Raw genomic sequence first — 25,703 nt, forward strand, 5'->3', positions numbered from 1 at the left:
ACGCCGACATGACCTCGTTGATCAAGAAGAACGCGTCAGGGCACGCCGGTGACGGCGACGCGAACCTCTTGATCAACGAGGTCGTCGGCGTACCCGGGGGGATCGGGGAGGCCGCCCGCCGGGCCCGGGCGGCCGCGTACGACGAGTTTCTGCGCGGGTTGCTGCCGGCGCGCGACGGGGTCGCGCTGATAGCCGTCGGGGGGTTGGGGCGGCGGCAGTGCGCCCCCTACGGCGACCTCGACCTGGTGCTGCTGCACGCCGGAGTGCCCGGCACGGACGAACTGGCGGCCTCGGTCTGGTACCCGATCTGGGACGCCGGCCTGCGCCTGGACCACTCGGTGCGGACCGTCTCCGAGGCTCTCTCGGTGGCCCAGGACGACGTCAAGGTCGCCCTCGGGCTGCTCGACGCCCGCCTGGTGGTCGGCGACCAGGCGCTCGCCGACGCCCTGATCCGCACCGCCGCCGATCACTGGCGGCGTACCGCCGTCCGGCAGCTCCCGGGCCTGCGGGAGGTCACCGTCGCCCGCTGGCAGGCGCACGGCGAGCTGGCCTTCCTCCTCGAAGGCGACCTGAAGGAGGCCGCCGGCGGGCTGCGCGACGTGGGGCTGCTGCGCGCCATCTCCGCTGCGGGGATCACCGACGCGCTGCGCCCCGCCGTCCGCGCCGCCCACCTGCGCCTGCTGGACACCCGCGACGCCCTGCACCAGCAGGTCGGTCGCCGGGTCGACCGGCTGGTCGCCCAGGAACGCGAGGGCGTCGCCGCGCTGCTCGCTGTGGAGGACGGCGACGCCCTCCTGCGTCGGGTGGCCGGGGACGCGCGCACGGTCAGCCACGCCCTCGACGACGCCTTCCGCGCCGCCGACCGGCTGCGCTCCGGCCGCTCCCGGGGCGGGAACGGCGGTCCCGTCCGCCGGCCCGTGGCCCGGGACGTGGTCGAGCACGACGGGGAGCTGGTGCTGGCCCGCACGGCGATCGGCGCGCGCCCCGACCCGAGCCTGTCGCTGCGGGTGGCCGCCGCGGCGGCCACGACCCGGTTGCCGATCGCGCGGGCCACCTGCGAGTGGCTGGCGGCGTACTGCCCCCCGCTGCCCGCGCCCTGGCCGGCCGAGGCCCGGGCCGCGTTGACCACGCTGCTGGGCGCCGGTCCCGGCCTGGTGCCGGCCTGGGAGACCTGCGACCGGTACGGGCTGGTGGACGGCTGGCTGCCCGAGTGGACCCGACTGCGCAGCCTGCCCCAGCACAACCCGGTGCACCGCTACACCCTGGACCGGCATCTCGTGCAGGCCGCCCACGAGGCCAGCCGGCACGCCCGCGAGGTGGACCGCCCCGACCTGCTGCTGCTCGGCGCCCTGCTGCACGACATCGGCAAGGGCCTGCCCGGTGACCACAGCACCGTCGGGGTGCCGCTCGCCGAGACGGTGGCGACCCGGGTCGGGCTGCCCGCCCCGGAGGTCGAGCTGATCGGCACGCTGGTCCGGCTGCACCTGCTCCTGCCCGACGTGGCCACCCGCCGGGACCTCGCCGACCCGGTGACCATCGCGTCGGTCGCCGAGGCGGTGGGGGACACCGGCACGCTCGACCTGCTGCACGCGCTGGTCCGCGCGGACGCCGCGGCCACCGGCCCGGCCGCCTGGTCGGACTGGAAGGGACGACTGGTCGCCGAGCTGGTCGCCCGCGTCCGCACCGCCCTGGACACCGGTGTGCTGCCCGAGCCACCCGCGCCGGACCCGGCGCTGCTGGCCGGGCCGTTGCCGGTCGTCCACCTCACCGGGGACCGGGTGGCGGTGGCCGCCGCCGACCGGCGGGGACTGCTCGCCACGGTGGCCGGCTGCCTGGCCCTGCACCGACTGGAGGTGCTCTCCGCGGACGCCTCCGTGGTCGACGGCCGGGCCCTGGTCGAGTGCCGGGTGCAACCCCGCTACGGCCTGCCGGCCGATCCGGTCCCGCTGCGCGCCGACCTACGTCGCGCGGTCGCCGGCGACGTGTCCGTCACCCAACGGCTGCGCGGCCGTGCGCTCGCCGCCCGGGGCAGCGGCGCCGCTCCCCGGGTCGTCTGGCACCGCGAGGCCGCCACCGACGCCGTGCTGCTCGAACTTCGCGCGGCCGACGCCGCCGGGCTGCTCTACCGGGTCGCCTGCGCGCTCGACGAGGCGGGCGCCCTGGTCCGCGCCGCGCGCATCTCCACCCTCGGCGCCGACGTGGTCGACTCCTTCTACCTGGTGGGTGGCTGGCCGGACGACGCCACCCGGGCCCGCCTGGAGGCCGCCGTCCTCGCCGCCGTCTGACCGCGGCAGGGCCGCGTGCCAGGTCGGTGCGGCAGGGCCGCGTGCCAGGTCGGTGCGGCAGGGCCGCGTGCCAGGCGGTGCGGCAGGGCCGCGCGCGCCGGGCCCATGTCGCTCACAAGCGATATACCTCTGGGTCATAAATATGACTCAGAGGTATATCGCTCTCCTAGGCGTTATGCCGCGACCCGCCAGGCGTCGGCGTTGGTCGCGACCCGTCGGCCGCGTGCTCCGTCGGCTGCGGGCGTCGGGGGTGCCCCGGTAGGGGGCGGCGGGTACGTCCGAGGGCGTAGCTGCGGTGCCGCTTGCGGACGCACGCCTGGTGGCGTCGCCGCGGGCAGAATGGCGGCCATGCGATGGACCAGGTGGCAGGGGGTGGCGGCTGACGCCGTGCTCGCCTTGGCGCTGCTCGTGTTCGCGGTGCTCGCCACCGACCTGGCCGGCGACAACCAGCCGGAGTCCAGGCCGGTGGATGCCGTCTGTCGGGCACTGATCACGCTCGCCGCGCTCGCCCTGCTGCTCCGGCGGCGAGCCCCGGTGGCGACCCTCGTCGTGGTCACCGTGGCCACCTCGACGTACCTGGTGCTCGGCTACCCGTACGGGCCGATCCTGCTCGCGTTCCTGCTCGCCGTGTACACCGTGGCGGTGCGACTGCCGGTGCGTCCGGCGGCGCTCGCCGCCGGTGGCGCGTTCGTCCTGTTGGTGGCGCACGTCTTCGTCAACCGGGGGCCGGCGCCGGGTTGGTTCGGAGTGCTGCCAGCGTCGGCCTGGGTGGTCGTACCGTTCGCGGTGGGCGTGGTCGTGCGGGTCAACCGCGAGGCCGCCGCCCGCAGCCGCGCCGAGCAGGCCCGTGATCGTGCCGAGCAGGCCCGGCGGCAGGCCGACGAGGAGCGGCTGCGCATCGCTCAGGAGGTGCACGACGTGGTGGGGCACGGGCTGGCCGCGATCAGCATGCAGGCGGAGATCGCCCTCCATCTGCTGCCGAAACGGCCGGAGCAGGCGGAGGTCGCGCTGACCGCGATCGGTCGCACCAGTCGGGAGGCGCTGGACGAACTCCGGGTCACGCTGGGCGCGGTGCGCCGAGGCGCGGAGCGCGAACCGGTGCCGGGGCTGGCCCGGCTCCCGGCGCTGTGCGACCGGTTGGCCGGTGCCGGTCTCGCCGTTGACCTGCGCCGTGACGGCGACCCTCGGGAGCTGCCGGCGGCGGTGGACCTGGCCGCGTACCGGGTGGTGCAGGAGGCGCTGACCAACGTGCTGCGGCACGCCGGGGTGACCAGCGCGGAGGTGACCGTCGGCTACCGGGCCGACGAGGTGACAGTCGAGGTCACCGACCGGGGCGTCGGTGTCGCCGCCGGCCCGTTCGACGCGGCCGACGGCCAGCCCGCAGGGCATGGTCTGGCCGGTATGCGGGAGCGGGTGGCCGCGCTCGGCGGGCGGCTGACCATCGGACCGCGCCCGGACGGCGGGTTCCGCGTCTGGGCCCGGCTGCCCCTGGAGCCGCCCGCGTGATCCGGGTGCTGATCGCCGACGACCAGGATCTGGTCCGCCTCGGACTGCGCGCGCTTGTGGAGAGCGAGGACGACCTGGCGCTCGCCGGTGAGGCGGCCGACGGGCTGCGGGCGGTGGAGCTGGCCCGCCAGGTCCGGCCGGACGTGGTGCTGATGGACATCCGGATGCCCGGTATCGACGGGATCGAGGCGACCCGCCGGATCGTCGCCGACCCCGAGCTGACCGGCACGAGGGTGGTGGTGCTCACCACCTTCGAGCTGGACGAGTACGTCTTCGACGCGCTGCGGCACGGCGCGAGTGGGTTCCTCACCAAGGACACCCGGCCGCCGGAGCTGCTGCGCGCCATCCGGCTGGTGGCCGAGGGAGAGGCGCTGCTGTCCCCGTCGGTGACCCGGCGGGTGGTGCGGGAGTTCGCCACCCGGCCGTCGAGGGCACCCCGTCCGCACCCGCGGCTGGACAGCCTCACCGACCGGGAGCGCCAGGTCGTCGGCCTGGTCGGTGAGGGACTGAACAACGAGGAGATCGCCGCCCGGTTGGTGGTCAGCCCGGCGACCGCTCGGACCCACGTCAGCCGGGCGATGGGCAAGCTGGGAGCCCGGGACCGGGCCCAGCTCGTCGTCTTCGCGTACCAGTCGGGTCTGGTGTCGGGGTGATGCCTGGGAAGCGGGCCGGGCCGGGCGGAAGCAACCCCGCGGCTGGGCGGTTACCCTAGCGGTGGCCGGACTCCGCAGTGCCGGCCGCGTTGTGCCCGCCGGAACACTGACAAACGGGATGTTCGTGTGTTTGACACCTTGAGTGACCGCCTGTCCGGGATCTTCACCAAGCTCCGCGGCAAGGGGCGGCTCACCGACGCCGACATCGACGCCACCGCGCGCGAGATCCGCCTCGCGCTGCTGGAGGCGGACGTCGCGCTGCCGGTGGTCAAGGGCTTCATCGCGGCCGTCAAGGAGCGCGCCCGCAGCGCCGAGGTCTCCCAGGCGCTCAACCCCGCCCAGCAGATCATCAAGATCGTCAACGAAGAGCTGATCAACGTGCTCGGCGGCGAGGGGCGGCGGCTCCAGTTCGCCAAGCAGCCGCCTACGGTGATCATGCTGGCCGGCCTCCAGGGCTCCGGTAAGACCACCCTGGCCGGCAAGCTGGCCCGCTGGCTCAAGGCCCAGGGGCACCAGCCGCTGCTGGTCGCCGCCGACCTCCAGCGCCCCAACGCCGTCGGGCAGCTCCAGGTGCTCGGTGGCCGGGCCGGCGTCGAGGTGTACGCCCCGGAGCCCGGCAACGGCACCGGTGACCCGGTGCAGGTGGCCCGCGCGTCGATCGAGCACGCGAAGCGCGCGGCCCGTGACATCGTCATCGTCGACACCGCCGGCCGTCTCGGTATCGACGCCGAGATGATGCAGCAGGCCGCCGACATCCGCGACGCCGTCTCGCCGGACGAGGTCATCTTCGTCATCGACGCGATGGTCGGTCAGGACGCCGTCCGCACCGCCGAGGCGTTCCGCGACGGCGTCGGCATCACCGGTGTGGTGCTCTCCAAGCTCGACGGCGACGCCCGTGGTGGCGCCGCGCTCTCCGTGCGCGAGGTGACCGGGCAGCCGATCCTGTTCGCGTCCACCGGCGAGAAGCTGGAGGACTTCGACGTCTTCCACCCCGACCGGATGGCGAGCCGGATCCTCGGCATGGGCGACGTCCTCACTCTGATCGAGCAGGCCGAGCAGGCCTTCGACTCGGATCAGAAGGAGAAGATGACCGCCAAGCTGATGGGCGGCGAGCAGTTCACCCTGGACGACTTCCTCGACCAGCTCATCGCGGTGCGGCGGATGGGCCCGATCGCCAACGTGCTGGCCATGATGCCGGGCATGGGGCAGATGAAGGACCAGCTCGCCGAGCTGGACGACAGCCACTTCGACCGGGTCACCGCGATCATCCGGTCGATGACCCCGGGCGAGCGCACCAACCCGAAGATCATCAACGGTTCCCGCCGGGCGCGCATCGCCAACGGCTCCGGGGTCACCGTGATGGACGTCAACCAGCTGCTCAACCGCTTCGCCGACGCGCAGAAGATGATGAAGCAGATGGGCGGCATGATGGGCCTGCCCGGCGGTGGCCGACGCAAGGCGACGAAGTCCCCCAAGAACAAGCGCAAGGGCACCAAGGGCGGCGGTCGTCCGCGTACGGGCGCCGGCATGCCGGCCGGCTTCCCGGGTGGCATGCCGCAGCTCCCGCCGGGGATGGACCCGAACGACCTCGCCGGCGGCCAGGGCCTGCCGCCCGGCTTCAAGCTCCCGAAGATCGACTTCAACAAGCTCGGCAAGGGTGGCGACAAGGGCCCGCGCTGACGCGTGTCGGTGACGGCGTGCGCGCTGACCTCCCGGAGGAACGACCTGCTCGCCTCCGACGGGGAGTGATCGGGTAGGACTGTGCGCATGGCTCTTCATGTGCGCGGCGTGCTGCTCCCCGACGACGAGGTCCGGGATCTCTGGCTGGTCGGCGACCGGGTGACCTTCACCCCGGTGCCCGGGGCGGAGACGGTCGTCGACGGCGGGTTCGTCCTCCCGGGGCTGGTCGACGCGCACTGCCACATCGGCATCGCCCGCGGTGGTGCCCCGATCACCTCCCTCGACCAGGCCCGCGAGCTTGCCCGCGTGGACCGGGACGTCGGTGTACTGGCGATCCGTGACGCGGGTTCGCCGTACCCGTACCCCGAACTCGACGACGAACCGGACCTGCCGCGACTGGCCCGCGCCGGCCGGCACGTCGCGCCCCCGAAGCGCTACCTGCGTGACATCGGCGTCGAGGTCGGCGCGGCCGAGGTGGCCGCGACGGTGGCCGCGCAGGCCCGAGCCGGCAACGGCTGGGTGAAGCTTGTCGGTGACTGGATCGACCGGGGCGTGGGCGATCTCGCGCCAGCCTGGGACGCCGACACCCTCACCGCCGCCGTACGGGCCGCGCACGACGCCGGGGTACGCGCCGCGGTGCACACCTTCTCCGAGTCGGCCGTCGAGATCATGGTGCGGGCCGGGGTGGACTCGGTGGAGCACGGCACCGGGCTGAGCCTCGACCTGATCGACGAGATGGCCCGCCAGGGCACCGCGCTGGTGCCCACAATGATCAACATCGCTACCTTCGGGGGCATCGCCGAGCAGGCGCGGGGCAAGTTCCCCGGCTACGCCGAGCACATGCTCGCGCTGCGCGACCGCTTCCCGGAGGTGGTGCGGGCCGCGCACGAGGCGGGCGTGCCGATCTACGTGGGCACCGACGCCGGTGGTGGCATCGACCACGGGCTGGCCGCCGAGGAGATGCTGCTGCTGCACGAGCGCGCCGGCATGGCGCCGATCGACGTGCTCGCCGCCGCGTCCTGGGGCGCCCGCGAATGGCTCGGCTTCCCCGGCCTGGTCGAGGGCGGCCTCGCCGACCTGACCGTCTACCCCGAGGATCCCCGTCGCGACCTACGCGTCGTTCGTGCTCCGTCCCGCACGATCCTGCGCGGCCGAGTCCTCCGCTGACCCGGCGCCGCGCCGCGCCACCTCACGCCCCCGCCGGGTCACGCCGCGCCGGGCCGTGTGCCGCGCCCACCGCAAGATCGGGCTCGATCCAGGAAGTAGGGGCCTCGGCGCCGTGGGGATGCCACTACAACCGGGATCGAGCACGATCTCGCCGGGGGCAGAGGTCGACGAGGGAAGATCCGCGCAACTTCCCTGATGTTGCTGCCTCACGCTCGCCGGAGGCAGCAACATCACCGATGTTGTGCGGATCTTGGCGCGGGGCGCGGGGCGCGGGGCGCAAGGCGTGGGGCGCGGGGTGGAGGGTCAGCGGGGTGGGCGGGTGGCGGCGGCGGTGAAGAGGTGCACGGCCAGGTCGGCCAGGGCCGTGGCGGTCTGGTCGATCGGGGAGCGGGGGAGCACGATGTGGCTCACCACCAGGCGGACGATCGTGTCGGCGGCGAAGGCCAACGCTTCCTGGTCCACTCCCGGCAGGTGGTCGCCGGCCCACTCGATCAGCGCGCTGGACGCCTCGGAGAGGACCACCTCGGCCCGGGTGGTGAGGTACGGAAGCAGTTCGTCTGAGCCGCCCCGGGCGCTGGTGAGGATGGCCTTGACCAGCGGGTTGTCGGCCGCCGTGGCGAGGGTGTGGGCGATCGCGGCGTACGCGCCGGCCCGTACGTCGGCGCCGTGCGCGAGCAACGCCTCTCGGACGTCGCCGACGAACCGGTCCACCTCGCGCCGGGCGAGCGCCTCGGCGAGACCCGCCTTGCTGCCGAACTCGTTGTAGACGGTCTGCCGACTGACCCCCGCCGTGGTGGCCACGCCACCCATGCGGACCGCGTCCCAGCCGGCGGCGATGGTCCGCGCGCGGGCAGCGTCCACGATCGTGTCCCGCAGTCGCTGGCGTGGTGAGTCGGTCGTCGCAGTCATGGTGGTCGAATTCTACGGGCGACCCGCCGACCCGCCCAGCGCGCGCTGCGGGACCTGTCCGGAAGCGTGCCGTCGACCGGACCGGTATCCGCCGTGGGCTCCGCTCAGCGCCTGCCCAGCGCATGTCGTTGGCCCGGCCGGTGCCGGGCCCTGCCGCCGCGCGGAGGGCACGTCGCGCGGCGCGGCGCCTCCCGGGCGCGGCGGGGCCCCGCGTGGCGCATAGGATGTGCGGTCATGGCACGCGTGCTCACTCCCCGTGCGGAGGACTTCCCCCGCTGGTACCAGGACCTGATCGCCAAGGCGAAGCTGGCCGACAACGGCCCGGTCCGCGGCACCATGGTCATCCGCCCGGCCGGCTACGCCATCTGGGAGCGGATGCAGGCCGAGATGGACGCCCGGATCAAGGCGGCCGGCGCGGAGAACGCGTACTTCCCGCTGTTCATCCCGGAGAGCTACCTGAAGCGCGAGGCCCAGCACGTCGAGGGTTTCTCGCCGGAGCTGGCGGTCGTCACCCACGGTGGCGGCAAGCAGCTCGCCGAGCCGGTGGTGGTACGCCCCACCAGCGAGACGGTGATCGGCGAGTTCATGGCCAAGTGGATCGACTCGTACCGGGACCTGCCGCTGCTGCTCAACCAGTGGGCCAACGTGGTCCGGTGGGAGCTGCGCCCGCGGATCTTTCTGCGGACCAGCGAGTTCCTCTGGCAGGAGGGGCACACCGCGCACGCCACCCGCGAGGACGCCCGCGCCTACGCGCGGCGGATCCTGCACGAGGCGTACGAGGACCTGATGGTCAACGTGCTCGGCATTCCGGTGGTGGTGGGCCTGAAGACGGCCCGTGAGCGCTTCGCCGGGGCCACCGCCACGTACACCTGCGAAGGCATGATGGGTGACGGCAAGGCGTTGCAGTTGGGCACCAGCCACGAGCTGGGCCAGAACTTCGCCAAGGCGTTCGACATCAGCTACTCCGCCAAGGAGGGCGGTCGCGAGCACGCCTGGACGACCTCCTGGGGCACGTCGACCCGGATGCTCGGCGGGCTGATCATGGCGCACGGCGACGACAACGGCCTGCGGGTGCCGCCGAGGCTGGCGCCCATCCAGGCGTACATCATGATCGTCAAGGACGGCGAGGGCGTCGCCGAGGCGGCGGCCAAGCTGCGCGACGGCCTGCGCGACGCCGGTGTCCGGGTCGCGCTCGACGACCGGACCGACACCGCGTTCGGCCGCCGGGCCGTCGACGCCGAGCTGCGCGGCTATCCGGTACGCGTCGAGGTCGGCCCTCGCGACCTGGCCGTCGGCAACGCGACGGTGGTCCGCCGTACCGACGGGTCGAAGTCCCCGACGCCGGTGGCCGACGTGGTCGGCGCGGTCCTCGCCGCGCTGGAGGCCGATCAGCAGGTGCTGCACGACCAGGCCCTCGCGCACCGCCAGTCGCGCACCGTCGAGGTGTCGACGCTGGCCGAGGCGATCGAGGCGGCGGCCACCGGCTGGGCCAAGGTGCCGTGGTCGGCGGTCGGCGTGGCCGGCGAGGCCGAGGCGAACGGCCAGGGCGTGACGGTTCGTTGTCTGCTGCGCGCCGACGGCTCGGTGCCGGACTCGGAGGACGAGCCCGACCTGGTCGCCATCCTCGCGCGCGCCTACTGAGGTCCGGAGACGCGGCGGTGGAGTTCGGAGCAGGTCGGCTGATCCTGCACCGGAACGTGCGGCGGGGCCGGATCGGGTGGGTCCGGCCGGCACGGGTCGTCCTCGACGACGAGCGAGGGCTGCTGCTCTGGATCGCGAAGGGCTCGCCGGTGGCCCACGAGGTGAACGAGGTCGGCCTGACCATGCGAGGGCTGCCGTTCGCCGACTGGATCACGCCGACCTACCAGCTCGCGCAGGTGCGCTGGAACGGGCCACCGCTGTTGAAGTTCCTGCCCACCGGGGCGGCGCACTCCGTCTGGTGGTTCCGCGACGCGGCGGGCCGGTTCAGCCACTGGTACGTCAATCTGGAGGAGCCCGGCGTGCGCTGGGACGACGGGGTGGTGGCCGGCGTCGACGTGATCGACCAGGATCTGGACGTGCTGGTCGCCGCGGACCGCACCTGGCAGTGGAAGGACGAGGACGAGTTCGTCGAGCGGCTCGCCTTCCCGGCCGAGTACTGGGTGACGGACGAGAAGGCGGTCCGCGCCGAGGGCGAGCGGGTGATCGCGCTCGCCGAGGCGGGTGAGTTCCCGTTCGACGGCACCTGGTGCGATTTCACCCCGCCGGCGGAATGGGACGTACCGGACGAACTTCCGCCCGGGTGGGACCGTCCGCCGGTGCGCTGAGAGGTGTTCCGGGTCACCGGTGACGCAGTGTCCGGGTCCGATGCGAGAGATCGGCGTCGGATCTGGCAGAATAGGTCGCTGGTATCCGGCGCGCGTCCGGCGCCCTCTAACCCGGGCACGTCGCCAGTCCACCGAGTTGTCTCCGGCCCAACCCCACGGGTCCGGTCGGCGCTCACCCACGCACACCGCCCACAGCGGGCTGGTGAGATCGCAACAGGAGCGAAACAACTGTGGCCGTAAAGATCCGGCTCCTGCGGATGGGCAAGATCCGCAACCCGCAGTACCGCATCGTCATCGCCGACTCGCGCACCAAGCGCGACGGCCGGGCGATCGAGTTCGTCGGGGTTTACCAGCCCAAGGAAGACCCCTCGATCATCGAGGTCAAGTCGGAGCGGGTCCAGTACTGGCTGTCCGTCGGCGCTCAGCCGAGCGAGGCGGTGCAGCGGCTGCTGGAGCTGACCGGTGACTGGCAGAAGTACAAGGGCCTGCCGGCCCCGCCGCCGTTGAAGGTCGCCGCCGAGAAGGCCGACCGCAAGGCGGCGTACGAGGCTGAGGCCAAGGCGGCCGCCGGGCTGGCCCCGGAGACCCCGGCCAAGCCGGCCAAGAAGGCCGCCAAGGCTGCCGAGGCTCCGAAGGCTGAGGCTCCGGCGACCGAGGCTCCGGCCGAGGCCCCCGCTGCCGAGGCCCCCGCTGCCGAGGCCCCGGCTGCCGCTGCCGACGCCGGTGAGCAGGCCTGACATGCCTCTGCGTCCGGCGTTGGAGCACCTGGTCAAGGGCATCGTCGACCACCCGGACGACGTCCGGGTCCGGATGGTCGATTCCCGTCGGGGCAAGCGGCTGGAAGTCCGCGTGCACCCCGAGGACCTCGGCACGGTGATCGGGCGGTCCGGCCGGACCGCCAAGGCGCTGCGTCAGGTGATCGGCTCCATCGGCGGGCGCGGAGTACGCGTCGACATCGTCGACTCGTACTGATGCAGCTCGTCGTCGGAAGGATCGGCAAGCCGCACGGCGTCCGCGGTGAGGTCACCGTGGAAGTGCGGACCGACGAACCCGAAGCACGGTTCGCCCCCGGTGCAGTGCTGCGCACTGAGCCGGGGGCGACACCCCCGCCAGCCACCGATGAGCCCGGAGTGCCGTTCCGGATTCCGGCGGAGCTGACCATCGAGGAAGCCCGCTTCCATCAGGGCCGGGTGCTGATCGCGTTCGACGGCATCCTGGACCGCAACACCGCCGAGGCGCTGCGCGGAACCCTGCTCGTGGTGGACAGCGCCGACGTGGAGCCTCCGGAGGACCCGGAGGAGTTCCACGACCACCAGTTGGTGGGTCTGGCCGTGGTCACCCCGGCCGGCGAGCGGCTGGGCGAGGTGGCCCGGATCGACCACGCGCCGTCATCCGACCTGCTGGTGCTGCGGCGACCTGAGGGGCGTACCGCGCTGATCCCGTTCGTCCGGGCGATCGTCCCGGAGGTCGACCTGGCCGGTGGACGCGTGATCGTCGACCCGCCGGCCGGACTGCTCGATCTTTAGGGCCACCCCCCATGCGCGTCGACGTCGTGTCGATCTTCCCGGAGTACTTCGCCCCGCTGGACCTGTCGCTGATCGGCCGTGCCCGAGCCAACGGCGTACTCCAGCTCGCCGTGCACGACCTGCGGACCTGGACCCACGACGTGCACCGCACGGTCGACGACACCCCCTACGGCGGCGGCCCGGGCATGGTGATGAAGCCCGAGCCGTGGGGTGCGGCGCTGGACGCGCTCGCACCGGCCGAGGCCCCGCCGCCCCGGCTGCTCGTGCCGTCGCCGGCCGGCGTGCCGTTCAGCCAGGCCATGGCCCACGAGCTGGCCGCCGAGCCGCACCTGCTCTTCGCCTGCGGCCGGTACGAGGGGATCGACCAGCGGGTCCTGGCGCACGCCGCCACCCGGATGCCGGTCACCGAGGTGTCGCTCGGCGACTACGTCCTCTTCGGCGGCGAGGTCGCGGTGCTGGTGATCCTGGAGGCGGTCACCCGGCTGCTGCCCGGGGTGCTGGGCAACGCCGGCTCGCTGGACGAGGAGTCACACGCGCACGGGCTGCTGGAGGCTCCGATCTACACGAAGCCGCCGAGCTGGCGCGGGCACGACGTCCCGGAGGTGCTCCGCTCCGGCGACCACGGCAAGATCGCGCGCTGGCGGCGCGAGGAGGGGCTGCTGCGGACCGCGGCCCAGCGCCCGGACCTGCTGGCCGCGCTGCCGCCCGAGCGGCTCGACAAACGGGACATCGCGGCGCTGGAGCAGGCCGGATTTCAGCCACCGCCGGGAGATGTGGCAAAGTAGGGGGGTTGCCGCATCCGTCCGCGCCCGTGGGCGGCTGCGAGGATCCCCGACCGGGGTCGGTCCGCCGATCACCACCCGGGAATCAGAATCACCCACCCGCGCACCGAGTGACGGTGCGCCGTGAGCCTTACGAGGACGCAGCGATGAACATCCTGGACGCCCTTGACGCCCAGTCGAAGCGGACCGACCTTCCCGACTTCCGTGCCGGTGACACCGTCAAGGTGCACGCGCGGGTCGTCGAGGGCAACCGGTCCCGTGTCCAGATCTTCCAGGGCGTCGTGATCCGCCGCCAGGGTGACGGTCTGCGCGAGACCTTCTCGGTCCGCAAGGTCAGCTTCGGTGTCGGCGTCGAGCGGACCTACCCGCTCAACGGCCCGGGCATCGACCGGATCGAGGTCGTGACCCGCGGTGACGTGCGTCGCGCCAAGCTCTACTACCTGCGCGAGCTGCGCGGCAAGAAGGCCAAGATCAAGGAGAAGCGGGAGAAGCAGCCCAGCTGACTTCCCGCTCGCCACGCCGCCTGAGCTGCGCGTATGCCGTACCGGCCAGACCGCACTACCCTGGTCGTACGGGCGCAGCCAGACGGCGGCCCCGCCTTCGTGGCGGGCAGCTGTCCACGACCGCCCGTGGAGCCTCGACGAGGCTCCCGGGCGGTGGTGTTTCTGCGGACCGGGGAGTGGCGTGGTGCAGACGCTTGACGAGGACGGCACCGTCGATCCGTGGCGCCGGCGGGTGCGCCGCGGCCGCCGGCAGATGCCGCTCTGGCAGGAGCTTCCACTGCTGCTGGTGGTCGCGTTCTGCCTCGCGGTGCTGATCCGCACCTTCCTGCTCCAGGCGTTCTTCATCCCGTCCGGTTCGATGGAGGACACCCTCCTGGTCGGCGACCGGGTGCTGGTCAACAAGGTCGTCTACGACGTCCGTGACCCGGTGCGCGGCGAGGTGGTGGTGTTCCGGGGCACCGACCGCTGGGCGCCGCAGGTCGACGATCAGCCGCAGCCCGGGTTCGCCGGCAAGGTCGCCCGCACCGTCGGAGACCTGGTCGGGGTGAGCCGTCCCGGCGAGAAGGACTTCATCAAACGGGTGATCGGCCTGCCCGGTGACCGGGTGAAGTGCTGCGACTCCCAGGGTCGGGTCACCGTGAACGGGACCCCGCTCGACGAACCGTACGTGCTGCGCGACTCCCCGCTGGATCTGCCACCGAATCCGCAGGAGTGCCGCTCCCGACGCTTCGACGAGGTGGTCGTACCCCCGGGTCAGATCTTTGTGATGGGCGATCACCGCGAGGTCTCCCAGGACGCGCGCTGCCAGGGGCCGGTGCCGATCGACAACGTGGTCGGCCGGGCGTTCATGGTGGTCTGGCCGTCGTCGCGCTGGGCCGCGCTGTCGGTGCCCTCGACCTTCGACGACGTGGCCGCGCCGGCTGCCGCCTCCTCCGGGGCGCCCCCGGTCCGTCCGTCCCCGCAGGGCGGTGTGCTGCTGATTCTCCCGTTGATGGCCGCGCTGAGGGGTTCCCGCGCGTTCCGGACGGTGCCGTCCGGCCCGGCAACGTAGGCTCCTTGGCGTGATTGACGAGCAGACCGACAAGCCCCGCAGCTCCTTCTGGAAGGAGCTGCCGATCCTGCTGGGTGTGGCGATCCTGGTCGCGGTGCTGGTCCGCGCCTTCGTGCTGCAGACCTTCTTCATCCCCTCTCCGTCCATGGAGAACACTCTCAAGATCGATGACCGGGTGTTGGTCAACAAGCTGGTCTACGACTTCCGATCACCGCACCGCGGCGAGGTGATCGTCTTCAAGGCGCCCACCGAGTGGAGCGGCAACCCCGACGGTGAGGACTTCATCAAGCGGGTGATCGGCGTCGGCGGCGACCACGTGGTCTGCTGCGACGCACAGGAACGGCTGATGATCAACGGCAAGTCGCTCGACGAGCCGTACATCTTCTCGATCGACGGGGTCCGCGACAAGCCGGCCGACCAGGAGTTCGACATCACCGTGCCGAAGGGGCGGCTGTGGGTGATGGGCGACCACCGGTCGGCCTCGGGTGACTCGCTGGAGCACTGGCAGCAGTCCAACCAGAACATCACCGAGGCCACGATTCCCGAGGGCGAGGTGGTCGGGCGGGCGTTCACGGTCTTCTGGCCCGTCAACCGGGCCACCTGGCTGACGGTACCCGATCAGTTCGACAGCATCGGAAAGCCGTAGAACCGGCGGGGGCATGGGCGATCGGCCGCACGTCTGGCAGGCTGGTGCGGTGACCGTCTACACCCCTCGACGCGCGGCGCGTGTGCTGCTCGTCGACGCGGCCGGCCGGGTCCTGCTGTTTCAGGGCTTCGACCCGGCCCGCCCGGAGCACCGCTACTGGTTCACTCCCGGCGGCGGGCTCGACGAGGCGGAGTCCCCGTCGACCGGCGCGGCGCGGGAGTTGGCCGAGGAGACCGGGCTGCGGGTCGATCCCGCCGAGCTGGGCGAGCCCGTCTGGTCCGACACGACCGAGTTTCCGTTCGACGGCGACTGGTACCGCCAGGAGCAGGATTTCTTCCTGCTCCGGGTGCCGTCGTGGGAGGTCGACACCGTCGGCTTCAACGACGTCGAGCAGCGCAGCATCGCCGGTCACCGCTGGTGGCTGCCGGCCGAGCTGGCCGCCAGCGGCGACCGGTACTACCCGCCCGAGCTGCCGGACCTGCTGGCCCGGCTCCTGCCGCCGGCCGTCGAGGCGTCGTGCTGACCCCGCCGCGCACCGTCGTGCGCCGGGAGGCCGGCCTCTACGCGCTGGAACGGGCGCTGCAACGGCGCGGGTTCCGGCACGTGGCCGGCGCCGACGAAGCCGGCCGGGGCGCGTGCGCCGGCCCACTGGTCGCCGCCGCGGCGGTGCTGCCGGAGGGGCGACGCGGCGAGATCGACGGGCTGGCCGACTCCAAGCTGCTCACCCCGGCCAGCCGGGAGCGGGTGTACGCCGAGGTCGTGGACCGCGCCCTGGCGTACGCCGTGGTGGTCATTCCGGCTGACGAGGTCGACGCCCGAGGGCTGCACGTGTGCAACCTGGCCGCGATGCGCCGGGCGCTCGCCTCGCTCACCACCCGACCGGAGTACGTGCTGACCGACGGCTTCGGCGTGGACGGCCTCGGCGTGCCGGGGCTGGCGGTGTGGAAGGGCGACCGGGTGGCGGCGTGCGTGGCGGCGGCCAGCGTGCTCGCCAAGGTCACCCGGGACCGGATCATGGTGGAGCTGGACGGGGTGTTCCCGGCGTACGGCTTCGCCGAGCACAAGGGCTACATCACCCCGGAGCACAGCGCGGCGCTGCGGGAGCACGGGCCGTGCCGGGAGCACCGGTTCTCGTACATCAATGTCGCCGCAGTCTCCGGCCGCGACGGCCGACCGCCGCGCGCCCGACGGCCCGTCGGCCCGGCGTCGGACGAGCCGATGGAGCGCTCCTGGGCGTCAGGGGGTACCGTCGGCGTGGCGTTGGGCGAGCAGCCTCGGCCTCCGGCGCCGGTGGGGGAAGATGTGGTCATGGAAGGCGGAGTGCGATGAGCGCGGAAGATCTCGAAAAGTACGAGACCGAGATGGAGCTGCAGCTCTACCGGGAGTACCGCGACATTGTCCGCCAGTTCTCCTACGTGGTGGAGACGGAACGCCGGTTCTACCTGGCCAACCAGGTCGACCTGCACGTGCGTAACTCCGACGGCGAGGTCTACTTCGAGGTCGAGATGCACGACGCCTGGGTGTGGGACATGTATCGTCCAGCCCGCTTCGTGAAGAACGTCCGAGTGATGACTTTCAAGGACGTCAACGTCGAAGAGCTGGAGAAGCCCGACATCTCGCTGCCCGCCGACTCCGGCTTCGGCGGCTGACGACCCTCGGCCTCGCCACGGTCCCCCCATCCGTGGCGCGGCCCGCCGTGCCGGTCACTCGGCCGGCACCACGACCTCGACGCGCTGCACCAGGTTGTTGGCGAAGCCGCCACGGTTCCACGGCTGCTCGACCGGCTGGGTCCGCCCGGACGCGTCGGTCGCCCGCGCGCTGAGCACGTACCGGCCCGGCGTCGCCGTCCACTCGTGCCGCCACCGCCGCCAGGCGAACTCCCCGCCCGTCGCCGGGTCCAGCTCGGCCGGCGCCCAGCTCGCCCCGCCGTCGACGCTCACCTCGACCGCGACCACCGGGGCGTGCCCCGACCAGGCCCGACCGTCCAGAGTGCACGGTCCCGGCGGCAGCACCCGGCGGCGCGTCATGAAGTCGGGAAAGCCCGGTGGGCGGACCAGCGCGCGTGGCTCGATCCGGGTGACCGGCACGCCCGGGTCGTCGGCGTCGCGACGCAGCCGGTACGCCACCGCGTTCTGGTAGCCCTCGAACGGCTCCGTCCGGACCTCGATCGAGTGCAGCCACTTCACGTGCGCCATCCCGTACCAGCCCGGCACGATCAGCCGCAGCGGCGCGCCGTGCTGCGGCAGCAGGGGAGCGGCGTTCATCTCGTACGCCAGCAGCACCTCCTCGCGCAGCGCGTCGGGCACCGGCAGCGCCCGCTGGTAGTCCTGCTCGACCCCGCGCTCGACCCCGTGGTCGGCGCCGGTGAAGACCACGTCGACCGCGTCCGCGCCCAGGCCCGCCTCGCGCAGCAGCGGCGCGAGGGGGGTGCCGGTCCACTCGGCGTTGCCGACCGCCTCGACCAGCCAGGGCTGGCTCACCGGCCGGGGGTGCAGCAGAGCCCGGCCGTTGCCGGCGCACTCCATCGTGACCCGGTGGGTGACCCGTGGCCGCTCGCGTAGGTCGGCGAGGGTGACGGTCAGCGGGCGGTCCACCGCGCCCCCGATTGTCAGCGCGTGCGCCGCCGGATCCAGGTCGGGAATGTCGTAGTGGATCAGCAGATAGTGCAGCCCGGCCGGGGTGACGTCGTATCGCAGCGCCTCCAGCGGAAGGCCGTGGTTGCGGGCGGCGAGCTGCAACTCGTCGGCACTGATCGCCTCGTCGGGCTCGGCGAGCCGCGACGGGCCGCTCACGTCGGCCGCCCTCGGCGTCCGGTCATCGACGGTGGTCATGCGATGCCTCCCCGGTGCAGACGGCGGCACCCGCCGTACGCGGCCCAGCCTAGGCCCTTTGTGGCGGCCCGGTGGTGGTGACCTGGGCCGGTTGGCCTCGGGCCGGGGACAGCGTTCGCATAACAGATCATCGAGCCGTTCGGTGGTCGTCCACAGCACCTCCGGTTGTCCACAGCTTCGTCGGCCGGGCTGGCGGACGAGTCGGCCTCGGCCGGAGGCTGCCGTCATGCGACCGCCATCCGTCGATTCGATTCGCCGCACGCTGCTGCTCTGCGCAGGGCTCCCGCTCGCACTGACCGTCCAGCTCTGCGGCCTGGTGGTGCTGGTCGCAGCGGTGCCCGGCCAACCACCGACGCCGACCGTGCCGGTCGCGGCCGACCCGCCCGCCGATTCAGCGCCCGCCGAGCGGTTCCGCTGGCCGGTCGACGGACCACCTCGTCCGGTGCGCCGGTTCGACCCGCCGCCCCGACCGTGGTTGCCTGGCCACCGCGGCGTCGACCTGGCCGCGCCGGCCGGAGCGGTGGTCCGCAGCGCCGGGCCGGGCACCGTGCTCTTCGCCGGCCTGGTGGCCGGTCGACCGGTGGTCACCGTGGGGCACGCCGGCGGGCTGCGGACCACCCACGAGCCGGTCCAACCCGTCGTACGCGCCGGCCAGGCGGTCACCGCCGGCACGCCGCTGGGCGAACTGCTGCCCGGGCATCCGGGTTGCCCGGCCGAGGCGTGCCTGCACTGGGGCCTGCGGCGGGGCGAGGAGTATCTCGACCCGCTGGCCCTGCTCGGCCTCGGCCCGGTGCGACTGCTCCCGGTGCGTCCGCCTCCGCTCGGTCGGGCGGGCGACGGTCAGCGCTGGGCGAGCAGTGCCGGCAGCCGCACGGCCAGCCGTTCGTACTCGTCGGCGGCGTTGTAGACCTGACCGGTCAGCCGCAGCCATCCGCGACCGTTCCAGCTCATCACCGCGACCTCGATGGCGAGCCGCTCGCCGATCCGCGCCTGCAACGCCCGCGCCGCGTCGATCGTGGTGCCCGTGCCGGGCGGCAGCGGAATGAGGCGTAGAGCAACCCCCGGTCCGCCGGGGTCGGGCAGATCGGCGGGGGCCACCCCCAGCGCGTCCCCCACGACCCGCTGACCGTACGCGGCGAGCGCGGCGTTGTGCGCCCGTACCCGGTCGACGCCGAGGCTGCGCAGCGTGAACAGTCCGGCCGGGGCGGCCAGCCAGGAGGTGTAGTCGAGGGTGGCCTGCCATTCGACCCGGGCCGGGAAGCCGGCTTCCTGTTCCCACGAGACCACCAGCGGCTCGATCCGCTCCCGCCACTGTGGGGCGACCGCCAGCAGGGCGGTGCCGCGCGGGGCGTACCCCCACTTGTGCAGGTTGCCCGCCCAGAAGTCCGCGCCGATGCTGGCGACCGTGGTGGCCAGCATCCCGGGGGCGTGTGCCGCGTCCACCAGGACCGGCACCCCGCCCTCGTGGGTCACCCCGACGATGGCGGCGATCGGAAAGAGCCTGGCGGTGGCGGAGGTGAGCTGGTCGACGACGAGCAGCCGCGTCCGCCCCGGGCGCAGGCCGGCCCGGATGGTCTGCACGATCTCTTCGTCGGTGGCGGCCAGCGGGATCGGCAGGACGCGGCTGACCGCGCCGGTGCGCCGGCACTCCCGCTGGATGGCCAGGCTCACCGCCCCGTACCCGTGGTCGGTGCTGAGCACCTCGTCACCGGGTTGCAGGCCCACCGACTGGAGCACCACGGCGACGCCGGTGGTGGTGTTGCCGATCAGCGCGCTGCCGTCCGGGTCGGCGCCCAGGAACCCGGCGAGGTGCCGGCGGGTGTGCGCGATCCGGTCGACGAGCCCCTGGGTGAAGAAGCGCAGCGGGTTGGCCTCCATCTCGTCGCGCAGCCGCTGCTGGGCTCGCTGCACGCCGATCGGCACCGCGCCGAACGATCCGTGGTTGAGATGGCTGACCGCCGGGTCCAGGGAGAACAGCAGGCGGGCGCCCGGGATCGGCTCGGGGGGCTGCGGGACGCTCACCCGATGATCGTAACCGTCGAGCGGTCCGGCCTCTCGGCCCTTGATCAGGCGCGGGGATGTGCCTGTCGGTAGGCGGCGCGCAGCCGTTCCACCGAGACGTGGGTGTAGATCTGCGTGCTGGCCAGCGACGAGTGGCCGAGCAGCTCCTGCACGGCGCGCAGGTCGGCCCCGCCCTCCAACAGATGGGTGGCGGCGGAGTGGCGCAGCCCGTGCGGGCTGGTCCGGGGAAGGCCGGCCGTCTCGGCGTACCCGCCGACGATCTGTCGCGCGGTCGTCGGGTTGAGCCGGCCACCGCGAGCCCCGAGCAGCAGCGCGTCGCCGGAGCGGGCAGCCGCCAACAGCGGCCGGCCTCGGCGCAACCACTCGTCCAACGCCCGCTGCGCGGGTACCCCGTACGGCACCGAGCGTTCCCGACCGCCCTTGCCGAACACCCGGATCACCCGGCGGCCGTGGTCGACGTCCCCGACGTCCAGCCCGCACGCCTCGCTGACCCGCACTCCGGTGGCGTAGAGCAGCTCCAGCAGAACCCGGTCGCGCAACAGCACCGCCTCGGTGGCGGCTGAGTCCGGCGCCGCAACCGTCGTGGCTTCGGTCGTGGTCGTGGTGGGTGCCGTCGTCGGCTGCCGGGCCGGTGCCTCCACCAGGGCGGCGGCCTGGTCGGCGCGCAGGACGCTGGGCAGCTCCCGGTGGGCACGAGGGCTGGCCAGTGCGGCGCCCACGTCGGCGGGGAGCAGCCCGGCGCGGTGCGCCCACGCGCTGAACGCCCGTGCCGAGGCGGCCCTCCTCGCCAACGACGTGCGGGCCGCGCCCGTGGTGCGTTGCCGCGCCAACCAGCTACGCAGCACCGACAGGTCCAGGTCGGCGAGGTCGACGCAGCCCATCCGGACCGCATGGTCGAGCAACGAGACCAGATCGGTGACGTACGCGCGGACGGTATGCGCCGAGCGGTTGCGGACCCGGGAGAGGTGTTCGGCGAAGTCGTCGACCGCGTCCCGCAGCGCCGGCGGCAGCTCCTGGTGGATGGCCCGGGTGCCCCGGGTGGACCGGCTCACGGCCGCCGCGCCGATGGCGGCGTCGCGATGGCTGCACCCCCACTGACAGTTGGCACGACACCAGCGTACGGCCGAGAGCCGCGCGGCGTTCGCCACGCTGGTGCAGAGCAACGACAGCTTTCGCCTAGACGAATAAGTCCTCACTCAAGACGGGGCTGGGGCTGCGGCGAAGGGGCTGGTCGCCCGCTGTGGCTGCCCGTCGTGTCGATGTGCTGTTGAGCGGTATACCTCAGAGGTATGAATATGACTCTGAGGTATACCGCTTACCACCGCATCCGCCTTCACGGAGGTGACCGAGCGTCACCGCCGGTTCGTTGCTTATCCGCGGCCCTTCGGTGTGGTGGCCGGGGCGAGGGCGTAGCCGTCGTCGCGTCGCACCACCATGGACAGCTCCTCCAGCAACGACAGCTTGCGCAGCGCGGTACGCACGTTCAGACCGGCGCGGGCGGCGAGCGCGTCCACACCCCGTATGCCCCGGCGGGGCAACGCCTCCAGCAGGGACCGGGCGTCGTCGTCCAACGCGTCGGCAGGCCGTTGCGGGCCACGGGCCAGCGGGGCCAGGTCCGCGCCGATCCGGCCCACCTCCTCGAGCACGTGCGCCACCCCGGTGACCAGCCGCACCTTGGAGCACTCGCGGAGCAACTCGTGTGCGCCGACGGACATCGCCGAGGTCACCGGCCCGGGCACGACCATCGCGACCCGTCCGGTGTGGATGGCCCGTCGGGCGGTCTGCGTCGCGCCGCTGCGCGCCGACGCCTCCACCACGACGGTGCCGAGGGTGCCCCCGGCGATGACCCGGTTGCGGATCAGGAACCGGGGGCGTAGCGGTTCGGCGCCGGGTGGCCACTCGCTGACCAGCAGCCCCGTGTCGGCGATCCGGTCGAAGAGCGCGGTGTTGCCCATCGGATACGGCCGGTCCACCCCGCAGGCCAGCACCGCGACGGTCAACCCGCCCGCGTTGAGGGCACCCCGGTGGGCTGCGGCGTCGATGCCGAACGCGCCGCCGGAGACCACGGTCCAGTCCCGCTCGGCCAGCCCGTACCCCAGTTCCGTGGCGACGTGCTGGCCGTAACCGGTGGCCGCCCGCGCGCCGACCACTGCCACCGAGCGCTCCAGCGCCTCGCCCAGCGGCCAGGCTCCGCGTACCCAGAAGCAGAGCGGCGGCGCGGTCTCACCGTCCACCCGGCGGGTGGCGTCCGGCAGCCGGAGCGTCTTCAGGCCGGCCACCCGGGCCGGCCACTCCGCGTCGTCGGGGGTGACCAGGCGGGCACCGAGCCGGTCGGCCCTCTCCAACGCCTCGGCGGCGACCGCCCGCGCGTCACCGGCGGCCGACCGGGCGGCCACCGTGCTGTGCAGCCAGCCGTCAGGGCTGCCGCCGTCGAGCAACAGATCCAGTGTCGCCACCGGACCGAGTCGGTCGACCAGCTGGTGCACCGCCCGGGTGCCCGGCTCGGCCAACCAGGTCAGCGCCACCCGGGCCAGCCTGCTCTCCTCGTCGGCGCTCATGCCGCCTCCCCTGTCCGTAGTTGGATCGCCTCTCGTACGTCGTCGCGGTCCGGCCGGTCCCGGCCGTCCAGGTCCGCGATGGTCCAGGCCATCCGGATCACCCGGTCGAAGCCCCGCGCCGACAGCGAGCCGGAGTCGAGTCGGCCGCGCAGCTCGGCGGTGACCAGCGCCGGTAGCCGCCACGGCGGGCGGCGCAGGAGCGGGCCGTCCACCTCGGCGTTGAGTCGCCTCCCGAGGCCGGCCCAGCGGGTGGCCGCCGCGCGGCGGGCCGCCGCGACGCGGGCGGCGACCGTGGCCGAGGACTCGGCGTCGCCGACGGACGCCATCAGCTCCGCCGCCCGTACGGGCATCAGCCGCACCTGCACGTCGATCCGGTCGAGCAGCGGCCCGGAGAGGCGGCCCAGGTAGCGACGGCGGACCAGCGGCGAGCACTCGCAGTACGCGTCGCCGGACGGCTTCGCGCACGGGCACGGATTGGCTGCCAGCACCAGTTGGGTCCGGGCCGGGTACTCGGTGCCGCCCCCGCTGCGGCTCAGCTGGATGCGACCGTTCTCCAGTGGCTGGCGCAGCGCCTCCAGCGCACCCTTGCTGAACTCCGGCGCCTCGTCCAGGAAGAGCACCCCGCGGTGGGCCAGCGACACCGCGCCGGGGCGGGCCAGCCCGGAACCGCCGCCGACGAGGGACGGGACCGTCGCCGTGTGGTGCGGTGCCTGGAACGGCGGGCGGCGCAGCAGTTGACCACCCGGTGGCAGCAGCCCGGCGACCGAGTGCAGCGCGGTCACCTCGAGCGCCGCGTCGTCGTCCAGCTCGGGCAGGAGTGACGGCAGCCGCTCGGCCAGCATCGTCTTGCCGGCGCCCGGAGGGCCGAGCAGCGCGATGTGGTGCCCACCCGCCGCGGCGACCTCCAGGGCCCGCCGGCCCAGCTCCTGCCCGGCGACCTCGGCGAGGTCGGGGCCGCCGGGAACCGGTGCCGGGGCGTCCGGCGGTGGTTCGATCAGCGGGCTGCCGTCGCGCACGAAGGCGACCAGCCGGTGCAGGGTGTCCACCGCCCGCACCCGTACGCCGGGGATGACCGCGGCCTCGGCGGCGTTGCCGGTCGGCACGATGACCCGCTCGACGCCGGCCTTGGCCGCGGCGGCGACCATCGGCAGCACCCCGCGCACCGGCCGGACCGTCCCGTCCAGTCCCAACTCGCCGAGGACCACGACCCCCTCCAGCGGAAGCAGCGGTAGCTCACCCGAGCCGCCCAGCAGCGCGGCGGCGATGGCCAGATCGAACGCCGAGCCGAACTTCGGCAGCGTGGCCGGCAGCAGGTTCAGCGTGATCCGCCGGTTCGGCCAGCGTTGGCCGGAGTTGACCACGGCGGCCCGGACCCGGTCGCGGGCCTCGTGCAGGGCCGTGTCCGGCAGGCCGGAGATCACCACGGCCGGCAGGCCGGCGGCCAGGTCCGCCTCGACCTCGACGAGGTGGCCGGTGACGCCGACCAGCCCCACGCAGAGCACCTTCGCGTAGCTCATGACGCGTCACCGATCCGTCGGGGGCGCATCTCAGAACGCGCCCTTGAGGTGATCGACCTGCGCGGGACCGGCCGCGGGCAGTCGTACCGACAGCACGTCGAACCGCACCTCGTCGGCGCTCGTGCCGGTCTCGGCGAGCCAGATCGCGGCGAGCCCGCGCAGGCGACGGGCCTTGGCCGGGACGACAGCCTCGGCCGGTGTGCCGAACACGTCGCCCCGACGCGTCTTCACCTCGCAGAACGCGAGCACCGGCCCGTCCCAGGCGATGATGTCGATCTCGCCCTGCGGGCAGCGCCAGTTTCGGACGATCGGGCGTAGCCCCGCCTCGCTCAGGTGCCGGGCGGCGCACCGCTCGCCGTACGCGCCGACCGCCTGGTTCCGCTTCGTCATGGCCGCGACGCTGCCCGTCCGAGTGCGCGCGTCGCGACCCCGTGACGGCCCGGCTGTGGACGACGGGTGTCCTGTGGACAACCGGACGATCAAGCCCGCGCTGTGCTACGCGGCGACCCGGACCCGGACGCGGTGCCGCACGCCTCCCCGCTGATCGATGGCGGCCGGCCGGGCCGAAATGGCGCGGGCGTGGCCGGTCGCATACGGTGCCTGACGTGGACGGACGACGGAGCTTTCCGGAAGATCAGGAGTCGCGCTGGTATCCCGACGAGCGGGGTCGCGGTTACGGCGATTCCGAGTGGCGCGGTGCGGGTGAGCCGCGATACCGGGACAGCGAGATCCCCGAGCAGCGCGGCGGCGAAGATGGTCGATCCGTCGAGGACACCGGCGTCGGCCGACGCCGGGAGCCGGATCCGACGCGCTTCGGCGCAACCCCGGAACCGGGCTCGGGCCGCTTCGGCGCGGTGGACGCGGGCCGCTTCGGCGGTCCGGCCGAGTCGGACTCGGGCCGTCTGAGCGCGGTGGATGCGGGCCGCTTCGGTGGCCCGCCCGAGTCGGACTCCGGGCGGTTCGGCGCCATCGACGCCCAAGCGGGGATGTTCGGCAGCGGCGAGGCCGACTCCGGACGCTTCGGCGCGGTCGACCCGCTGGGTGACGCGCGTACGGACGGGGACGGTTACCGGGCGACCCGCTCGCGCAGGGCGGATCGGGACCCTTCGGAGATCTCCGGGGAGCTGCCCGGCCGCCGAGCCGCACGAGAGTCGCTGAGCCCGGCCACGCCCGAGGTGGCGCGCGACGCCACGCCGGAGGCCGCCCGAGACGCAGGGTCAGCGGCCGCCCGAGACGTCGGGCCAGCGGCCGGTGTGCTCGCCGACCAGGCGCGGCCCGCACCGCTCGCCGGATATCCGATCATCGAGCCGACCCGGGCCGGCGGGGAGCAGCCGCACCCGCTGGAGATGCCGACCGGCCCGATGCCGGGGATCGGCCCGCGGCCCGACCTGCCCGCCGGCGAGCCGCCGGTGTACCCCCAGCCGGCCGACGGTGTCTACCGGACCCGTCGCCCGGCGTTGGCCGCGCTCTTCGCCCTGCTGGCGTTGATCTTCGAGGTCCCCGCGCTGCGGGTGCTGCTGGCGGGCGTGACCGGCGACCCGCTGGACGCTGGCAACGTCGTGGTGGGTATCTGCCTGGTCGCCGGGCTGCCGATCTTCGCATCGGGGCTGTACGGGCTCAGAACGGGCGGACTGGCGCTCTCCGACAGCGGACGGGGCTGGCTGCGCCCTCCCACGGCCTACCTGACCGTCGGCCTGGTGCTCTTCGTCGCCGCCGCCCTCGCCGCCGGCTGATCCCCGCCCGGCCCGCCCGACCCCGGCC

The 25,703-nt window shown here is 73.5% G+C and carries 25 protein-coding genes and 2 pseudogenes; 19 read left to right on the forward strand and 8 right to left on the reverse strand.

Translation table 11 applies throughout. The annotated features are described in order from the left end of the window. Positions 1-8 precede the first annotated feature (8 nt). From ACGGAQ_RS26745 to ACGGAQ_RS26765, 5 genes are all read left to right on the forward strand, one after another. Positions 9-2,285, forward strand: a complete 2,277-nt coding sequence (locus ACGGAQ_RS26745; RefSeq protein WP_393053698.1) for a [protein-PII] uridylyltransferase — start codon at positions 9-11, stop codon at positions 2,283-2,285. A gap of 348 nt (positions 2,286-2,633) precedes the next feature. Then, a complete protein-coding gene (locus tag ACGGAQ_RS26750; RefSeq protein WP_393053701.1) occupies positions 2,634-3,791 on the forward strand; it encodes a sensor histidine kinase in 1,158 nt (385 codons plus the stop codon). Next, positions 3,788-4,444, forward strand: a complete 657-nt coding sequence (locus ACGGAQ_RS26755) for a response regulator (protein WP_393053703.1) — start codon at positions 3,788-3,790, stop codon at positions 4,442-4,444. The genes ACGGAQ_RS26750 and ACGGAQ_RS26755 overlap by 4 nt, the downstream gene beginning before the upstream one ends. A gap of 126 nt (positions 4,445-4,570) precedes the next feature. Continuing rightward, positions 4,571-6,124, forward strand: coding sequence for a signal recognition particle protein (ffh, locus tag ACGGAQ_RS26760; protein WP_393053706.1), 1,554 nt, complete (start codon positions 4,571-4,573; stop codon positions 6,122-6,124). Positions 6,125-6,211: 87 nt separating this feature from the next. Continuing rightward, positions 6,212-7,291: an amidohydrolase family protein gene (locus tag ACGGAQ_RS26765; RefSeq protein ID WP_393053709.1), complete on the forward strand. Its 1,080-nt coding sequence runs from the start codon at positions 6,212-6,214 to the stop codon at positions 7,289-7,291. Positions 7,292-7,594: 303 nt separating this feature from the next. Here ACGGAQ_RS26765 and ACGGAQ_RS26770 read toward each other — a convergent pair whose 3' ends face one another. After that, a complete protein-coding gene (locus tag ACGGAQ_RS26770; protein ID WP_393053712.1) occupies positions 7,595-8,200 on the reverse strand; it encodes a TetR family transcriptional regulator in 606 nt (201 codons plus the stop codon). Between the two features lie 234 nt (positions 8,201-8,434). Here ACGGAQ_RS26770 and proS point away from each other — a divergent pair, with 234 nt between their 5' ends. The 12 genes from proS to ACGGAQ_RS26830 all read left to right on the forward strand — a co-directional run bounded on the left by proS (position 8,435) and on the right by ACGGAQ_RS26830 (position 16,663). Continuing rightward, the gene (proS, locus tag ACGGAQ_RS26775) at positions 8,435-9,841 is read left to right on the forward strand and encodes a proline--tRNA ligase (RefSeq protein ID WP_393053715.1); all 1,407 of its coding nucleotides are present in this window, start codon (positions 8,435-8,437) and stop codon (positions 9,839-9,841) included. Between the two features lie 17 nt (positions 9,842-9,858). After that, the gene (locus ACGGAQ_RS26780; protein ID WP_393053717.1) at positions 9,859-10,506 is read left to right on the forward strand and encodes a DUF402 domain-containing protein; all 648 of its coding nucleotides are present in this window, start codon (positions 9,859-9,861) and stop codon (positions 10,504-10,506) included. Between the two features lie 230 nt (positions 10,507-10,736). Next, complete coding sequence (rpsP, locus tag ACGGAQ_RS26785; RefSeq protein ID WP_393053720.1) at positions 10,737-11,243, forward strand: 30S ribosomal protein S16; 507 nt, start codon at positions 10,737-10,739, stop codon at positions 11,241-11,243. Further along, positions 11,218-11,478, forward strand: coding sequence for an RNA-binding protein (locus ACGGAQ_RS26790; protein ID WP_172862164.1), 261 nt, complete (start codon positions 11,218-11,220; stop codon positions 11,476-11,478). The genes rpsP and ACGGAQ_RS26790 overlap by 26 nt, the downstream gene beginning before the upstream one ends. Then, positions 11,478-12,032, forward strand: coding sequence for a ribosome maturation factor RimM (gene rimM / locus ACGGAQ_RS26795; protein ID WP_393053723.1), 555 nt, complete (start codon positions 11,478-11,480; stop codon positions 12,030-12,032). Before ACGGAQ_RS26790 ends, rimM begins: the two co-directional genes overlap by 1 nt. A gap of 11 nt (positions 12,033-12,043) precedes the next feature. Then, complete coding sequence (gene trmD, locus ACGGAQ_RS26800) at positions 12,044-12,817, forward strand: tRNA (guanosine(37)-N1)-methyltransferase TrmD (RefSeq protein WP_393053726.1); 774 nt, start codon at positions 12,044-12,046, stop codon at positions 12,815-12,817. Positions 12,818-12,960: 143 nt separating this feature from the next. Further along, a complete protein-coding gene (rplS, locus tag ACGGAQ_RS26805) occupies positions 12,961-13,317 on the forward strand; it encodes a 50S ribosomal protein L19 (protein ID WP_030335223.1) in 357 nt (118 codons plus the stop codon). 181 nt (positions 13,318-13,498) lie between these two features. Continuing rightward, complete coding sequence (lepB, locus tag ACGGAQ_RS26810) at positions 13,499-14,368, forward strand: signal peptidase I (protein ID WP_393053729.1); 870 nt, start codon at positions 13,499-13,501, stop codon at positions 14,366-14,368. A 10-nt stretch (positions 14,369-14,378) separates the two neighbouring features. After that, positions 14,379-15,014, forward strand: a complete 636-nt coding sequence (lepB, locus tag ACGGAQ_RS26815) for a signal peptidase I (RefSeq protein WP_393053732.1) — start codon at positions 14,379-14,381, stop codon at positions 15,012-15,014. A 49-nt stretch (positions 15,015-15,063) separates the two neighbouring features. Further along, complete coding sequence (locus ACGGAQ_RS26820; RefSeq protein WP_393053734.1) at positions 15,064-15,537, forward strand: NUDIX hydrolase; 474 nt, start codon at positions 15,064-15,066, stop codon at positions 15,535-15,537. After that, positions 15,531-16,343, forward strand: a complete 813-nt coding sequence (locus ACGGAQ_RS26825) for a ribonuclease HII (RefSeq protein WP_393053736.1) — start codon at positions 15,531-15,533, stop codon at positions 16,341-16,343. The genes ACGGAQ_RS26820 and ACGGAQ_RS26825 overlap by 7 nt, the downstream gene beginning before the upstream one ends. Continuing rightward, positions 16,340-16,663, forward strand: coding sequence for a DUF2469 domain-containing protein (locus ACGGAQ_RS26830; protein WP_007075222.1), 324 nt, complete (start codon positions 16,340-16,342; stop codon positions 16,661-16,663). The genes ACGGAQ_RS26825 and ACGGAQ_RS26830 overlap by 4 nt, the downstream gene beginning before the upstream one ends. 54 nt (positions 16,664-16,717) lie before the next feature. Here ACGGAQ_RS26830 and ACGGAQ_RS26835 read toward each other — a convergent pair whose 3' ends face one another. Then, positions 16,718-17,845: a sulfite oxidase gene (locus ACGGAQ_RS26835; protein ID WP_393053739.1), complete on the reverse strand. Its 1,128-nt coding sequence runs from the start codon at positions 17,843-17,845 to the stop codon at positions 16,718-16,720. A 226-nt stretch (positions 17,846-18,071) separates the two neighbouring features. On the opposite strand from ACGGAQ_RS26835, the gene ACGGAQ_RS26840 reads away from it, so the two are divergent. Continuing rightward, positions 18,072-18,752: a murein hydrolase activator EnvC family protein gene (locus ACGGAQ_RS26840; protein ID WP_393053742.1), complete on the forward strand. Its 681-nt coding sequence runs from the start codon at positions 18,072-18,074 to the stop codon at positions 18,750-18,752. On the opposite strand, the gene ACGGAQ_RS26845 is transcribed toward ACGGAQ_RS26840, so the two are convergent. From ACGGAQ_RS26845 to ACGGAQ_RS26870, 6 genes and pseudogenes are all read right to left on the reverse strand, one after another. Then, positions 18,686-19,867 (reverse strand): aminotransferase class V-fold PLP-dependent enzyme, encoded by a 1,182-nt coding sequence (locus ACGGAQ_RS26845; RefSeq protein WP_393053744.1) that lies wholly within the window; start codon positions 19,865-19,867, stop codon positions 18,686-18,688. The two genes, ACGGAQ_RS26840 and ACGGAQ_RS26845, sit on opposite strands and share 67 nt — an antisense overlap. Before the next feature lie 44 nt (positions 19,868-19,911). After that, positions 19,912-20,409, reverse strand: a pseudogene (locus ACGGAQ_RS26850) (tyrosine-type recombinase/integrase); the annotation flags it as partial. A gap of 93 nt (positions 20,410-20,502) precedes the next feature. Beyond that, a pseudogene (locus tag ACGGAQ_RS26855) lies at positions 20,503-20,919 on the reverse strand (site-specific integrase); the annotation flags it as partial. A 318-nt stretch (positions 20,920-21,237) separates the two neighbouring features. Beyond that, entirely contained in the window at positions 21,238-22,425 is a 1,188-nt protein-coding gene (gene dprA / locus ACGGAQ_RS26860) for a DNA-processing protein DprA (protein WP_393053747.1), read from the reverse strand. Beyond that, the gene (locus ACGGAQ_RS26865) at positions 22,422-23,942 is read right to left on the reverse strand and encodes a YifB family Mg chelatase-like AAA ATPase (protein WP_393053749.1); all 1,521 of its coding nucleotides are present in this window, start codon (positions 23,940-23,942) and stop codon (positions 22,422-22,424) included. The genes dprA and ACGGAQ_RS26865 overlap by 4 nt, the downstream gene beginning before the upstream one ends. A gap of 30 nt (positions 23,943-23,972) precedes the next feature. Continuing rightward, positions 23,973-24,332, reverse strand: a complete 360-nt coding sequence (locus tag ACGGAQ_RS26870; RefSeq protein ID WP_354856371.1) for a YraN family protein — start codon at positions 24,330-24,332, stop codon at positions 23,973-23,975. Positions 24,333-24,547: 215 nt separating this feature from the next. Here ACGGAQ_RS26870 and ACGGAQ_RS26875 point away from each other — a divergent pair, with 215 nt between their 5' ends. Continuing rightward, complete coding sequence (locus tag ACGGAQ_RS26875) at positions 24,548-25,675, forward strand: hypothetical protein (protein ID WP_393053752.1); 1,128 nt, start codon at positions 24,548-24,550, stop codon at positions 25,673-25,675. The last annotated feature ends 28 nt before the right edge of the window (positions 25,676-25,703 follow it).

This window comes from Micromonospora sp. NPDC047557 (assembly GCF_043205095.1).
Lineage (GTDB): Bacteria > Actinomycetota > Actinomycetes > Mycobacteriales > Micromonosporaceae > Micromonospora.

What these genes read in the sequence shown, in the direction of transcription:
- trmD (WP_393053726.1), top strand. Translation starts at nt 12,044, where the DNA reads ATGCGCGTCGACGTCGTGTCGATCTTCCCGGAGTACTTCGCCCCGCTG.
- ACGGAQ_RS26745 (WP_393053698.1), top strand. Translation starts at nt 9, where the DNA reads ATGACCTCGTTGATCAAGAAGAACGCGTCAGGGCACGCCGGTGACGGC.
- rimM (WP_393053723.1), top strand. Translation starts at nt 11,478, where the DNA reads ATGCAGCTCGTCGTCGGAAGGATCGGCAAGCCGCACGGCGTCCGCGGT.
- ACGGAQ_RS26765 (WP_393053709.1), top strand. Translation starts at nt 6,212, where the DNA reads ATGGCTCTTCATGTGCGCGGCGTGCTGCTCCCCGACGACGAGGTCCGG.
- ACGGAQ_RS26835 (WP_393053739.1), bottom strand. Translation starts at nt 17,845, where the DNA reads ATGACCACCGTCGATGACCGGACGCCGAGGGCGGCCGACGTGAGCGGC.
- ACGGAQ_RS26830 (WP_007075222.1), top strand. Translation starts at nt 16,340, where the DNA reads ATGAGCGCGGAAGATCTCGAAAAGTACGAGACCGAGATGGAGCTGCAG.
- ACGGAQ_RS26870 (WP_354856371.1), bottom strand. Translation starts at nt 24,332, where the DNA reads ATGACGAAGCGGAACCAGGCGGTCGGCGCGTACGGCGAGCGGTGCGCC.
- ACGGAQ_RS26865 (WP_393053749.1), bottom strand. Translation starts at nt 23,942, where the DNA reads ATGAGCTACGCGAAGGTGCTCTGCGTGGGGCTGGTCGGCGTCACCGGC.
- proS (WP_393053715.1), top strand. Translation starts at nt 8,435, where the DNA reads ATGGCACGCGTGCTCACTCCCCGTGCGGAGGACTTCCCCCGCTGGTAC.
- ACGGAQ_RS26770 (WP_393053712.1), bottom strand. Translation starts at nt 8,200, where the DNA reads ATGACTGCGACGACCGACTCACCACGCCAGCGACTGCGGGACACGATC.
- ACGGAQ_RS26750 (WP_393053701.1), top strand. Translation starts at nt 2,634, where the DNA reads ATGCGATGGACCAGGTGGCAGGGGGTGGCGGCTGACGCCGTGCTCGCC.
- rplS (WP_030335223.1), top strand. Translation starts at nt 12,961, where the DNA reads ATGAACATCCTGGACGCCCTTGACGCCCAGTCGAAGCGGACCGACCTT.
- ACGGAQ_RS26840 (WP_393053742.1), top strand. Translation starts at nt 18,072, where the DNA reads ATGCGACCGCCATCCGTCGATTCGATTCGCCGCACGCTGCTGCTCTGC.
- dprA (WP_393053747.1), bottom strand. Translation starts at nt 22,425, where the DNA reads ATGAGCGCCGACGAGGAGAGCAGGCTGGCCCGGGTGGCGCTGACCTGG.